Raw genomic sequence first — 13,267 nt, forward strand, 5'->3', positions numbered from 1 at the left:
GAGGAACCGATGAAAGCGGAAAACATCGTGGTGATCAACCGTTGGGATGACGACTTCGCCGCATATGATCGCTTGTTAGACCACCAGCAACACCGCATCTTCTACATTGTGAATAAAGCTGGTAGCGAGGGTATCCGCCATATTAAACAACATACAAAAACCTTTGTGGTGGACGATCTCGAAGATATAAGCCAATTGATGGGTCCCATGCAGGCGATCAGCGATGAACATGGGCAAATCGACCGGCTCTTAGCCCTGTCGGAATTTGATTTGATCCAAGCGGCCGAGTTGCGTTCTCGCTTTCGTATCCCCGGTGTGGACAGGGAGCAAGTCAAACTGTTTCGAGACAAGGTGAGCATGAAGGAGCGCCTGCTCGCCAAAGGTTTGTCCGTTCCCCGCTTTCTTGACTTGCGTGACAGTGAAGAGGCCATCCGTTTCGCTGCGGAAGTGGGTTACCCGCTGATCCTCAAACCCCGGACAGGCGCCGCGAGCCAAGGGGTGTATAAGGTCGACACGGAAGCAGACCTCCGCCGCCTCCTTCAGGCAATCGACATCACCGATTACGAGTGCGAGGAGTATGTGGACGGCCCCATCTATCATGTAGACGGTGTGATTCATCAACAACAGTTGCTATTCGTCCGACCCTCCCGCTATATCCACACCTGCCTGGATTTCAACCATGGCCAGCCGCTTGGGTCAGTCATGCTGCCTCCAGGCGAACAGAACGACACCATCACGCTGTTTACCAAACAAGTACTCCAAGCCTTGGGTCTTGAACGCGGCATTTTCCATTTGGAGATCATCATGCGGCACGACTCCGAGCCGGTCTTTCTGGAGATTGGAGCCAGAATCGGCGGAGGGGAGATTCCCTTTTTGTTCAAAGACCTCTACGGGCTGGACTTGGTCAAAGAATGGGTGGATCTCGAGCTGGACCAGTTTAAGGGCCTGCATATCAAAAACTCGTCTTGGTACGGAGGCTTCCTCATGGTGCCGGAGCCGGCCGAAACCCCTTGCGAAGTGGTAGAGCGAACAGATCTGATCCAAACCATCGGTACCTTGTACAAACAGATCCTACCCGAACCCGGCCAGATCTTGGATGGGAACGGCGGATATCTAAAGATCGGTGGCCGTTTCCGATACAAGTCCCTAGATCCCATGCAAATTGAGCGGGATATTGCGATGACCATCGAGAAATACAAATTGATTACCCGTTTATGTGACTAGAAAATGAGAAGGTGGTTCATGCATGTCTCGTCTAAAAGTGTTTAAAAACAGACATTTCAACTTCTTCTTTTTAGCCACGCTTGTGGGGCTACTCGGCGAAGGGATGTTTACCTTGGCCACACTCGTCATCATGACCAAAACAACTGGCTCAGTCATTGCGATCGGCTATATGCTCATCCTGCAATTAACGCCGTCCCTGTTTCTCTCCCCCTTCGCTGGCGTATTAATCGACCGGATCAACAACGCCAACATCGCCATTTGGTGCAACCTACTCCGCTTCCTGTGCATCGGTGCCTTGCCATTGCTCACCTATCTGGGCGCTTTCAGCATGCCCCTGTTTTATCTGTCTGTCTTCTTAAATTATATCGCTTGGTATATTCTGGCTCCAACCACAGAAAGCATGTTGAAAAAAATACTGAAAGAAGACGAATACGTTTACGGCGTGTCGCTCACCGAATCAGCTTGGCAAGTGGGGTTGCTGTCAGCGGCGCTGTTCGCGGGACTGTTTATGAAAATGTGGGGCGTCGATGTGACGCTGATCATCACCGCGGCCACTTACCTGCTTGGCGTCGCTCTCTTCATGCCGTTGAAAAGAGTCTACGCCGACCGCCCACAAGCGGCTTCGCTTTCCTTGACGGCCTATTTCAACGACATGAAGGAAGGCTGGGATTATCTCGTCAACCACAAAAAAATGTTTTACTTCAGCTTGGCTTCAGCCATCTCCCTCCCTTACCTGATGACCATGAATGTGCTGATCTCTCCGTTCAACTACAATCTGATCAACGGCAATGAACTGACGCTGGGAGTCATCGATTCCGCAGCGGGGATTGGTAGCTTGATTTCCGCTGCCATCTGCATCATCTTGGCCAATAGCAAGCGCTTGCCTGGTTTGTTGCTGGGGTCAATTCTGTTCACCGCATTGTCCACCTACCTGTTTGCCGCGTCACCAAATACATTGTGGGCTTTTTTCTATTACCTGCTACTGGGCATGTTTGTGGGGAATACGAAAGTCTTGTCCAAATCGCTCGTGTTTACTTATGTCCATCCTGATTATGTCGGACGCACCATGACAGCCATTTCCATGCTCAGCCTTTTGTTGGCGATCGTCAGTTGTTGGGTGGTGAGTTACATTGGGGAAATCGACTTGAAATTGGCTTACTACGCATTGGCTGGTACATTGGTGTTTCCGCTCATCTGCACGTGGTTGGGCAAAAGACGAGTTGAATCGGACAGCCTCGTTCACACACAACAAAGAAAGGCGGTATCCAATGATTGAGCCGAGAGGCAATCCGCTTGCCTCTGCGCGTCATTCCACAGGCCTGATCACAACCAAGAAGACGTGACGGCAAATAAGCGTAGCAAACCTCGATAAGGCCGTCTTTTGGCGGCCTTCAGAGCTTATGTTCCTTCTCCAGCCCGCTTCCGCCCACCGGCAGACTAGGCCGATTTCCATTCGCCATGTGCGAGAATGACCAGCGCCTTTCCCTCCAAACAGCGTTCCTTCAAGCCCTGAAAAAGACAACAGACATGGAACCCACTTGCATTCCCCTTTCCGGCTCGCGCATTCAACCTTCTTCGAGAGATAACGTCTAGAGCGTGTCTAGCCATTCAAATAGACGGATAGCGCCCATTTATCAGACACGCACTCTAGAGGGCAGAGGATGTGAATCGATTGATTTACTCTTGTAAAAAGCATCTGTTACAAGCGGTAAAACAGTATCTGGTCCCCCATGTTAATCAAATGAACAAGAAGACTCGCCCCTGTTTCATGTGCAAATCCAGGGCCGATTACACTGTTTATATCTTTTCCATCCACAAAAAGCACACAAAACGCGGACAGGCGGAAACACTTTTCGACCATGGGGCAAAACAGCTAAAAAAAGACGTTTCATCCATGCGCCGAGAGTGAAAAAAATGAGGGGGAATTCACCTCCCACAACCAAATGCAAAAGGGGGACCAGCCATGTCCAAAAAAATACTGATTGTCGCCGGTGACGCTGTTGAAGCGTTGGAAGTTTATTATCCGTACTACCGGTGTTTGGAACAAGGCTATGAAACAGATATTGCCGCACCAACCAAGAAAACCATTCACACGGTGGTGCACGACTTTGAAGCTTGGGAAACCTATACCGAGAAAAAGGGGTATGGTTTGGCGGCCACCCTCTCCTTCGCAGAGGTTGATCCCAACCAATATGACGGACTCATCATCCCAGGCGGGCGAGCTCCCGAATACATCCGCCTCCATCCCGATTACGGTCGGATTTTGCGCCCGTTTTTCGAAAACAACAAACCGATCATGGTTGTTTGCCATGGGGGCATCTCCTTCGCTCCAGTTAAAGACCTGGTCCAAGGTAGATCCATGACCGCTTATACCGCCTGCAAGCCCGATATCGAAGCTTTAGGCGCTACCTATGTAGAAAACCATGTACACGTGGACGGCAATCTCATCTCCGGCCATGCTTGGAACAACTTGCCGGATTTGATGCGAGAATTCATCCAACAGGTAGAAAAGCGCTGAACACACTACCAGATCAGCGCCATGTCCGACACCTGAGCAGCATTAACAACAAGGGAACCAATCGGTTCCCTTTTCTTATACATCCTCGCATGCATTGTAGAATCCTCTCCCATTTCGCCCGCATATCTTGTAAAAAACTCCTGCCCCAAAATGGAAATAATTTAAAAAATAAAGCAATACAAAGCAACATATAGCATTTATAATAGTAAAAAACATTCCTTGTTCATTAAATTAAATGAAATAACTTCCACAAAACCACATAATTGCCGAAATACTTTCGTAACAAAATTTGATTATTTTCATTTTGTAGAATATTAATCCAATAACGAAAGGATGAGCTGATGTTTAAGCATCCATTTGCTGTGGTCACCGCTTTGGCCCTGAGCACCATGATGGTCGTATCGCCCGCCATTCCCCAAGCCCACGCAGTCGCCAAAGACCAAATGCCGCAAGAAATCATCGTTAAGTTCAAACCTGGCACGTCTTCAACCAAAGCCGCTTCCATCCATGCGACTGCCAAAGGCAAAGTGGCCTCCAAACATGCCAAATTGGGTTACCAAGTGATCAAACTGAACAAAGGGCAAAGTGTCCAAGAAGCCATCAAAGCCTATAAAAAGAACCCCAACGTCGAATATGTTGAACCCAACGGCGAAGTGCATGCCACCTTCATCCCAAACGACCCCAAATATCCTCAACAATACGCTCCGCAAAAAGTGGGGGCGGAAGCTGCTTGGGATGTAACGAAGGGTTCCAACCAAGTGAAAGTGGCCATCGTGGACACCGGCGTGGATTACAATCATCCTGATCTGGCCGGCAAAGTGGAAAAAGGGAAAGACTTCATTGACAATGACAACGATCCCATGGACGAAAACAGCCACGGCACCCATTGCGCCGGGATCACCGCTGCCAAAACCAACAATGGCGAAGGGATTGCCGGTATGGCTCCTGAAGTAACCATCTTGGCAGAGCGCGTCTTGGATGCCAACGGTTCCGGCACGTGGGATTCAGTCGCCAATGGCATCACCCACGCCGCTGACGCCGGTGCGCAAGTCATCAGCTTGAGTTTGGGTGGACCGCAAAGCTCCCAAACTCTAGAAGATGCGGTTAAGTACGCTGCCAGCAAAGGCGCCGTGATTGTGGCTGCGGCTGGCAATGAATCAACCAGCGCTCCCAGCTACCCCGGCCGGTATGATGAAGCAATCGCTGTTGCCGCCACAGACCAAAACGACAAAAAAGCTTCTTTCTCCAACTACGGTGACTGGGTTGACGTAGCAGCTCCAGGAGTGAATATTCTCTCCACCGTACCTGGTGGTGGTTATGAGGCGATGTCCGGCACCTCCATGGCTACCCCGTTGGTCGCCGGTGAAGCCGCATTGCTCGCATCCCAAGGCAAAAGCGCCAGTGAAATTCGCCAAGCCATCGAAGGAACCGCGGACAAAATCCCCGGTACCGGCACTGATTGGGCTCACGGACGCATCAACGCCGCTAACGCTGTAAAACAATAAGCACGGATAGTGGAAACAGACATTTTCTAGTTAGAGTACGGTATCTCCTTCCCAACCAAACCACACTTGAATGATAACGCAAACAACTCCTCCAAACACGTGATCCAAGCAAAACAGCGGGTTCCCTACGACCCGCTGTTTCGCATTTGCTTAGTCCAAACATTAGCAACTTATGCTATGATATCTTTTATACCTTTGATGAAGGAGGAACAAGTGCATGATCGTTTGGAGAGGATGGGGTATTTTAATCCTTCCTATTGTGGCATTGTGTGTGGCTCCGTTGCAATTCCTTACCGTCGAATGATTGAAGTTTCCTGAACAATCCTTGCCGGCAAACCTCGCCCTCACTGTGGGCTTTTTCCTATCCGCCATCATTATTTGGTTTTTGGGAAAACGATTGAACAGCAAAACGGCTGAACGGGTGTTTGTGGACAAGGAGTCAGGACAAGAATTCAAATTGGGTCCCCAACATTTGTTTTTCTACATCCGCATGGAATACTGGGCCTTCATTCTTCCCGTCATCGCGGTAATCATCTTTATCGCCAGACTGGTGGGCTAAATTAACTTCTAAGCCGAAACGGATGGTTCCGGCATTCTCCGCATCCCCTCCAATCCCCGGCAACCTTTCTCGTTACCATGCCCCAAAACGAGTTCACCCTTCATTTGCTTGTACTGTCATTTACTCTGTCCCATTGTCCACCTGTTTGGACGGATTGAGGCGGGTTCCCCATTTGACCAGCGCAAATACCGCCACGGCAATCCCCAAAACGATGAACAAGTATTTCAAATATTTTTCGACCAACAAAAAAACTTCCTCCCACTGTTCACCGAAAACATATCCAATAGCAAAAAACGCCATCACCCACATCAGAGCTCCCGGATACGCATACAAAGCAAACGTGCGGTACGGAATGCGGATGATTCCCACAAAATAACCGATAAACTGGCGAATACCAGGCACAAAGTAACTGATGAGCAACAATTTATTCCCGTATTTACGATAAGATTGCCGCGTTTTCTCCAAGCTTTCCGGCTTTATAAACAGCCATTTCCCATAGCGCTCAACCAATGGCGCCCCCAGCTTATAACCAAGTGCATAAGTGGCGGTCATCCCCAATACTGCCCCGGCATAGGCGGCTCCGATGGCCGGCAACCACGACAGCACCCCTTTGAAAGACAAAAAGCCGGTGTAAGTCAATGTCGTATTGCCCGGAGGAATCGGCAAAGCAATCGCATCCAGAGGCAACCCGATCAACAGAACCCAGTAACCATAGTCTGCGAACAATTGTTCAATCAATTCCATAAACTTCATTTCAAGTAGCGCTCCTTAATGATGACTGACTGGCATCGTCTATTGTTTTCATTTATTTCGGAGTAAAGGTTCCGCACATAGATCACAACCGATAATCTTCTTCCGGGTTCGCTGAAATATGGGCAAACCTTTTTATCGCTTTTGGTGAAGTGGACTCCAACCGGGGCCTATTTCGTCCAACTGGAATCACTGCAAAAGTCCTGCTCCCTCCTCATCAAATACATATAACAAATAAATTCATACTAAAAAACGCAAATATTACTTAAACAAATCAAAAAAACCTATTCTAAGGTGTGTCTGGCAAATCAAGTTGGTGGGGAAGAAGCGGCGGAAAAACCTTTTCTCGAGGAGCTCCGATGCACAAGTGAAGCGAATGAGAAAATGGTTTTGGAGCCGCTGGCCTATTCATCAGACACGCCCTAGCAACCGAACTGATCCAGTTGTCCCGTTATTTTGAAACAGTCATGATTTATCTTGCCAAACCATAATACCCAAAAGCGGAGAATTAAACACCTTTCCTTTTTATGAATTTTTTCCCACGATATTATGTTCTTCGAGCAAATTAACAGTTTTCAAGCAATGCGGTTATTTCCCATTCAGTTTATCATCGGTTTCATCCATTTCAACTTCCATTTAAATACAATTAAATCAAAAGAAATGAATTGCAACAAAGTGACAACGCATACTCTAACAAATAGCCGCAACATATCATAGGCAACTTATGAAACAAGCGAAGTGGGCCAGAGAACCTACAAGCAAGCGAGCCCATGACAAAAGGTTCTTACTCTTATACCACAAGAAGAGTAAGAACCTTCTGTCAAATCAGGAGGAGGAACCTCATTCAGCTTAGGGCATGTCTGGCGAATCAAGCTAGTGGATCGAAGCGGCGCATAACCCTTTTCCCCGACAAGCACCTCGTCACATGAGGCGAACGGGAAACCATTTGGGGAGCCGCACTCCTATTTCCATCAGACACGCACTAGAATACCACTTTTTCCTTAGTCGGCACGCAAGGAAGTGAGCATATCATTGAAGCCCCAGCTGCCCAAGTCGGGACTGCCTTGGCAGAATCTGAGCGAACGTCCGCCCCAATAAGCATGCTCAAACACTCTTACACATCCACCGGAAACCTTGAGAGAAGAGGCCATATCATTAAACCAGCCAACCCCTCTGTAACCCGCACTGTCAACGCACGCACTCCAAGTGCGACCACCATAATTGATATGCTCGTACAAAGTGACATTGACACAAGCCTTAGTATTGACTTCATCGGTACTCTCCGCAGCGCTCACAGAACTGAACCCAAGGGAAAACACCGTAACCACAGCCATGCAAACCGCCAACCATTTTCCGAAGATTTTCATGATTGATTCCTCCTATCACACTTTTTAATGGTCAAAAGAGGAAAACAAACCAAGTAAACCCTCCTCCTTAATCCAAATTTTATAAAATACAGAACATTTATTCAATGTGTTCTAAAACACATTGCTCAGTGACAGTCATAATATCTCATCTTCTGAAAATATTTCATTCCATTTATTAAATAATTAACCTGCTCCTTTATCTACTCATCCACTTCACTTATATCAGTAAACGGCAAATTCTTCTTATAAAAACACCCAACCCTTGAACTGTCCCTTCGCATCGTTCAAGGATGTTCAAGGATTGGGTGTGTTGCTCTATGATTCTGTCCTCTTCATACCTTTTTTTCATTTCTCTTAATAGCTTCAACAACTTTTTTAGGGTGTGTCTGACAAATCAACTTGGTGGGGAAGAAGCGGCAACAAACCATTTTCTGAAGGAGCGCCGATTATCGCACTTGGATCAATTCTAAACAGTTTGGGGTAATTTGGACAGATTGAATGGAAAGGTGATATAGAGTGTCTAACATAGCAAAAGCCTTACTCATCGTGGTCATCATCATAGTGTTGATAGTGGAGAGCATTTTATCCGGCTTTGAGTATTTATGGGACAATTCATTCCAGCTCGAATAATAGATACAGTCCACTTGATCGGGCCTGTTTTCTTCGATTAACATATCCATGATTGAAATCCAGTTAGCGGGTAAGAACACCTGAAATTAAGTAAGAAAAACAACAGAGGATACAAGAAATACATCGTTAGTAAATACTTTAAAATCTCCATTATTCAAAAAAACTGAGCGTATAAGTAACGGCATTAATAGAAAAGTAAATGTACAATGACTTCAAAAAAATACCTCCTAATAAATACTCATATGATAATAATAACCTAACCCAAAATAAAATAACTCTTAAAATTTGGTCAAGTGTGACCACGCCTAATTACTAATTACTAAAAACCCGGTTCTCTTTCGGATTCAACTAAAATCTACCGACCTCGTTCTTCATTGAGCTTTTCTTCCATTCGTTTCATCTTCTTTCGAAAAAGATTATAAATATACTCACCTCTTCTACGGTCGACACTAGCTGTGACTTCTGTTAATGGACAAATTGGTGGAACTGATTCGGTTTCAACCACGATGACTGGTAGCTCATAAAACACATTATCCGGTTCATCTAAATAAAGCTTCCACTTTCCCTTCAACTTTCTACGATATACCTCCCCAACATATCGTGCCAATGAGTCCAACATCGTCTTCTCACTATCTTTTAATATATCTCCTACAGTAGCATAGTTTTCCAATATCCAGCTTTCGAGTCGCAATAATGAGTCAGGACTGTAATTAAGTTGTAGCTCCTTCGGCAGCTTTTCAATTAATTCATCTAATCTATCCTCCATTTCCATTAGCCAGTATTGAAATAAGTCTTTATTTGCTTCATGATCACTTTTCATCTGCCATGCTGCTTCCTTTCTCAATTTCGACTACAGATTTAGCAAGTGGGCAAACCAGAGAGAACTCATTTTCAATCCCTCTCATTCCCTCTTAACCAGTCACTCATACTGCTAGAGAACGTGCCTTCTGTTGCCTTCATTGCTCCCAAGATCCTACGTATTTAATAGTTTTTTTCAATAAAATGCCCCCAACACTTATTGCTCCTTCCATTAATAGAGCGTGCCTGATGAATAAACCAGCGACCGCAAAATAGCGTCCCCACTGACCAAGCGGGCCCTCATTGAAGAAAATCCGCCAGTTTTATTCGCCAGACACGCCCCAGATTTCAGCCTATGATACGACCCTTTTCATCTATTGGAATTACCTCTCCGTCAATATCTCTAGCATTATCCAATCGATAACCGTTAATGTGACAAAACTCATTTGCATCATCTATAATCGGTTCAACTCCAAGCGCAGCTTCTATTTCATAAAGTGCTTTTTCCAGCCTCGGTGCATTCCATTCATAGATCTCTTGTTGAGGCTCCCCTGCCAACGTATATGGCAACCACGCCGTACTATACGTTATGACATCAACTATTAATGCTCCAATAAACATGGCTTTTATACTTACTACATTCTCAAATCCCTGTTTTACACCGTCCTTATTTATAAGTTTTCCTTCACCAACAAATTGAAGAGAACAAGGATATACGTATCCGGTCGCGCCTTGTTCTTTCTTCAACCAATCCAAAAAATACGTTGCTAACTCATTCTCATTGTGACTAGGATAATCTATTGAAATGTCTGCCTTTTGAACTCGTCGCCACTTTACTTGTTCTCCTACATTCTCATTGAATATCCAATTTTTAGACAAAAGGATTTTTGAAGGAGATAATAATTCATACCGTTTCAAGATTGAAATACATTTCTCACACATATTTATAAGTGATCTCACCCGTTCGGGTCCAACAAAATCCGTTATCTCAGTCTCATCCTCAAACCACCAATCCGCTACGGGTAAATCTAAAATAACCATGACTTAGTCACCCCATCCGAGAAATTTAGTTTCATACCTGGAAATCTCCCGGCAGTATCTTCTAGACTTTGAAGTCTATTCTTTGCTTAAAATTCTTCCCACATTCCATCTTTGATAATTTTGTTATTAGCTGGGCATTTACTAGTTGCTTTGTTGCACTAGTAATGTTTGAATTAATTTTTTTATTTGATTGAAGCTATACCTCTGTTCTTTCATTGTGATATGTCAAATTTATGTTTAATTTCTTGTAAGTAAGCTTTAACTTTATCTTTATCATGATGATTTCGGGTTAAATAATTATCACTTGCTTCTTTTAAATATTGATAAAATGTTTCATAGTCTACAATTGCATTTTCCTCTATCTCAACCAATGGAGGATGTATACTAAAATTCACTCCACTATCTCCAAAATACCCTTCCTCCCAAGGTTCATAATCCATAGCAAAGGTACAGCAAACTGGACCTATACCAAACCCCTGTCCTAACCTAAATTCATTCAACGCTTGTAAAAATTTACCATCACCTATTACTTGATAATAAAACCTCATAACGTCCACTTTTTCCTCAAAGTCTTCTATTATCAGAACATCATTTTCCATTTCTTAAGGCCCCCTAATATGTTTAATTAATCACAGGAAAGAAGTTAATAATCTCATCTGTATTTTTGTCTTTAAAACCTATAAACTTTAACTTTTCTCCATTTATCTCTGCGAAACCTTCAACCGTATCACTAGGAGATCTACCTTTACCGAGACTTATCCTTTTACTATCGATTCCCTCTGCCATAGCTTCTTTACCTAATTTTAAAATCTGTTCATCAGATATTATGTTTGGATCGTAAACCGTTTTAGGGTTCTTATATACTTTCCAATTCCCTGTAAAATTTCCCTTGCCGCCATTAGCCATACTTTTGCCATCATAGACTGGTAATTTATACTTGATCTCATAAATACCTTTTACCTTGGGATGCTGTGTTTTATAGACAATTACTTGACTGATATCTGTAACTTGGTCACTAAAATGAATTTTTCAAAGTTACTTAGATTATGACCACCTTTTATTCCAATCGATGGCTTTGCTCTAAATCCTTCTACCTCTATTAAATGTTTATCATAACCCTTTTTAAATTTAACTTTGTTCGCTATATCTTTAGTAATTTCACTCGTCGTTCCCTTACTCCCACCATTCGAAGCAAACCTCTGCAACCAAGCACCAAACGGTGTATCCCCAACAGTTTTCGGAGCAGAAGTCGTCCCATCCTTAAAAACAGAAACGGCCGTTAACGGAATATCATTGATTTTGGATACAACAGCAGGACCAATGAGTTTTCCTCCGTATTGAGCAACCCCCAAACCAGCAAACCCAATCGCAACACTTAATAATCCGGCAAGTCCTGCTTTCTTCCAGTCCACCTTCCCATCACGCATATAATCGAAGGATGCACTGTCCGCCACTCCGGCCACACCACCTGATCCGACGAACGGAAGCCATTTGCCTAGCCACGGAGGAGCCATTGTTGCGATTCTCCCCCCAATCAACCGAAAGGCAAGCGCACCGGCCCCTAATCCAATCAAACCGGCGATTCCCCCAATTAACGCCTCTTGGGCTATGCTAGAAACATCCTTATCAGCCATCCAAGCACCAAATCCGCTAACCGCCATTCCCATCACGATCGAAGTGCCTACAAGGGGGTTGGTACTTAGTAAAAACAGTCCCAGCCCCAGACACAGCAGCGCTAAAATCAAGGACAACTGCTTTTGCAGCCATTTCAATAGTTGATCAATAAAACCGGTCGATTCTTGCACCGGGGCTTTAGGAATTTCCGCCTTCGGCACCTCAACCTTATTTTCCGGTATCTTCACTTTAGGTATCTCAATTGGATCACTCGGTATCTCTACTTTTGGTATCTCAATTGGATCACTCGGTATCTCTACTTTTGGTATCTCAATGGGGTCATTGCTCGGAATCGTTGGTAATTCAATGCCATCTGCAAGTAATATCTGCTCTGATTTTGAGGCCATCCATGGATGGGTCTGCGCAAATGTTAAATGGGGTATATATAAATTTATGACAAATAGTAGAAATAGAATAGTAGCTATCTTCCACTTGTCCTTAAACAACAATATTCCTCCTTCGCCCTAAACTACCTTCATTTCTGAAAGCGATGATTTGGTTCAACAACATGGCAAGAGCCCCTCCACAGGCGATTACAATGATATATTCCCACATTGGTGACTCTTTACAACTTACTGATTCGTACCTTACCTCAAAACTTAGCTGCAATTTATTTCAAAGAAATAGGTAAGAAAACACATATTTAATCAAAAAGGGGTCCGTTCGCAACCAGATTAACTGTCCTAAAGTTGGTGCATCTTAATGGTTACTAACCATCCGTTTATGAAACTCCCTTATATAAAAATAATAAGGGCTTCAAATGTAAGAAGCCCCGATCAACTTAATTCGTTCTCTTCATTAATTTCAAACCACTGAAGATCCAAGTTGTTCTCTTTAATCATTGCACCAATTAAGCTTACTTTTTTTCAATCATATCACTAAAATACTCATCAATATCAAAACCTGGTGGATATTTCGGTCCCGATGTACGCATCCATTCTTCTACAAACACTTTTTGAATCTGTTTTTTGTTTTCTTTCTTCCCACGAATAATGACATAATCATAATCAGGAGTATGAAAATCTATATGGTACAACAAGAAAATGTTTTTATCCTCAGGGTGAGAAATGACCAAATTCGTAAATCGATCTTCGGATTCCCAAGCTTCCTCAAACTTTTTTTCAACCTGATATCGATCAAATGGAATCTCCAAAACAGACAAAATACGATCCAATTGATTATTGAGCGTCGTAATTTCGTA

The 13,267-nt window shown here is 44.3% G+C and carries 13 protein-coding genes; 5 read left to right on the top strand and 8 right to left on the bottom strand.

Going from position 1 to position 13,267, the window contains the following annotated elements; genetic code table 11:
• Positions 1-9 precede the first annotated feature (9 nt).
• The 5 genes from CLV36_RS08315 (at position 10) to CLV36_RS08340 (ending at position 5,806) form a co-directional block, all read left to right on the top strand.
• Entirely contained in the window at positions 10-1,224 is a 1,215-nt protein-coding gene (locus CLV36_RS08315) for an ATP-grasp domain-containing protein (RefSeq protein ID WP_106342349.1), read from the top strand.
• Positions 1,225-1,246: 22 nt separating this feature from the next.
• On the top strand, positions 1,247-2,500 hold the full coding sequence (locus CLV36_RS08320) for an MFS transporter (protein WP_106342350.1): 1,254 nt from the start codon (positions 1,247-1,249) through the stop codon (positions 2,498-2,500).
• Between the two features lie 687 nt (positions 2,501-3,187).
• Positions 3,188-3,742, top strand: coding sequence for a DJ-1/PfpI family protein (locus tag CLV36_RS08330; RefSeq protein ID WP_102993390.1), 555 nt, complete (start codon positions 3,188-3,190; stop codon positions 3,740-3,742).
• Positions 3,743-4,083: 341 nt separating this feature from the next.
• Positions 4,084-5,247 carry a S8 family peptidase gene (locus tag CLV36_RS08335; protein WP_106342352.1) on the top strand — a complete coding sequence of 388 codons (1,164 nt, stop codon included), beginning with the start codon at positions 4,084-4,086 and terminating at the stop codon, positions 5,245-5,247.
• Between the two features lie 304 nt (positions 5,248-5,551).
• Positions 5,552-5,806, top strand: a complete 255-nt coding sequence (locus CLV36_RS08340) for a hypothetical protein (RefSeq protein WP_106342353.1) — start codon at positions 5,552-5,554, stop codon at positions 5,804-5,806.
• Positions 5,807-5,926: 120 nt separating this feature from the next.
• Here CLV36_RS08340 and CLV36_RS08345 read toward each other — a convergent pair whose 3' ends face one another.
• From CLV36_RS08345 to CLV36_RS17255, 8 genes are all read right to left on the bottom strand, one after another.
• Positions 5,927-6,559 carry a DedA family protein gene (locus tag CLV36_RS08345; RefSeq protein WP_102993393.1) on the bottom strand — a complete coding sequence of 211 codons (633 nt, stop codon included), beginning with the start codon at positions 6,557-6,559 and terminating at the stop codon, positions 5,927-5,929.
• 998 nt (positions 6,560-7,557) lie between these two features.
• Entirely contained in the window at positions 7,558-7,923 is a 366-nt protein-coding gene (locus CLV36_RS08350; RefSeq protein WP_106342354.1) for a beta/gamma crystallin-related protein, read from the bottom strand.
• A gap of 985 nt (positions 7,924-8,908) precedes the next feature.
• Positions 8,909-9,373 (bottom strand): hypothetical protein, encoded by a 465-nt coding sequence (locus CLV36_RS08355; RefSeq protein WP_102993396.1) that lies wholly within the window; start codon positions 9,371-9,373, stop codon positions 8,909-8,911.
• Between the two features lie 326 nt (positions 9,374-9,699).
• The gene (locus CLV36_RS08360) at positions 9,700-10,392 is read right to left on the bottom strand and encodes a hypothetical protein (RefSeq protein ID WP_102993397.1); all 693 of its coding nucleotides are present in this window, start codon (positions 10,390-10,392) and stop codon (positions 9,700-9,702) included.
• Between the two features lie 212 nt (positions 10,393-10,604).
• A complete protein-coding gene (gene cdiI / locus CLV36_RS08365) occupies positions 10,605-10,991 on the bottom strand; it encodes a ribonuclease toxin immunity protein CdiI (RefSeq protein WP_102993398.1) in 387 nt (128 codons plus the stop codon).
• 22 nt (positions 10,992-11,013) lie between these two features.
• Entirely contained in the window at positions 11,014-11,418 is a 405-nt protein-coding gene (locus CLV36_RS08370) for a CdiA family toxin C-terminal domain-containing protein (protein ID WP_106342355.1), read from the bottom strand.
• On the bottom strand, positions 11,379-12,512 hold the full coding sequence (locus tag CLV36_RS08375; protein ID WP_106342356.1) for a hypothetical protein: 1,134 nt from the start codon (positions 12,510-12,512) through the stop codon (positions 11,379-11,381). The genes CLV36_RS08370 and CLV36_RS08375 overlap by 40 nt, the downstream gene beginning before the upstream one ends.
• 410 nt (positions 12,513-12,922) lie before the next feature.
• A partial coding sequence (locus CLV36_RS17255; RefSeq protein ID WP_181352917.1) for a hypothetical protein occupies positions 12,923-13,267 on the bottom strand: 345 nt, incomplete at its 5' end.

Source organism: Laceyella sediminis (assembly GCF_003003125.1).
GTDB classification, from domain to species: domain Bacteria; phylum Bacillota; class Bacilli; order Thermoactinomycetales; family Thermoactinomycetaceae; genus Laceyella; species Laceyella tengchongensis.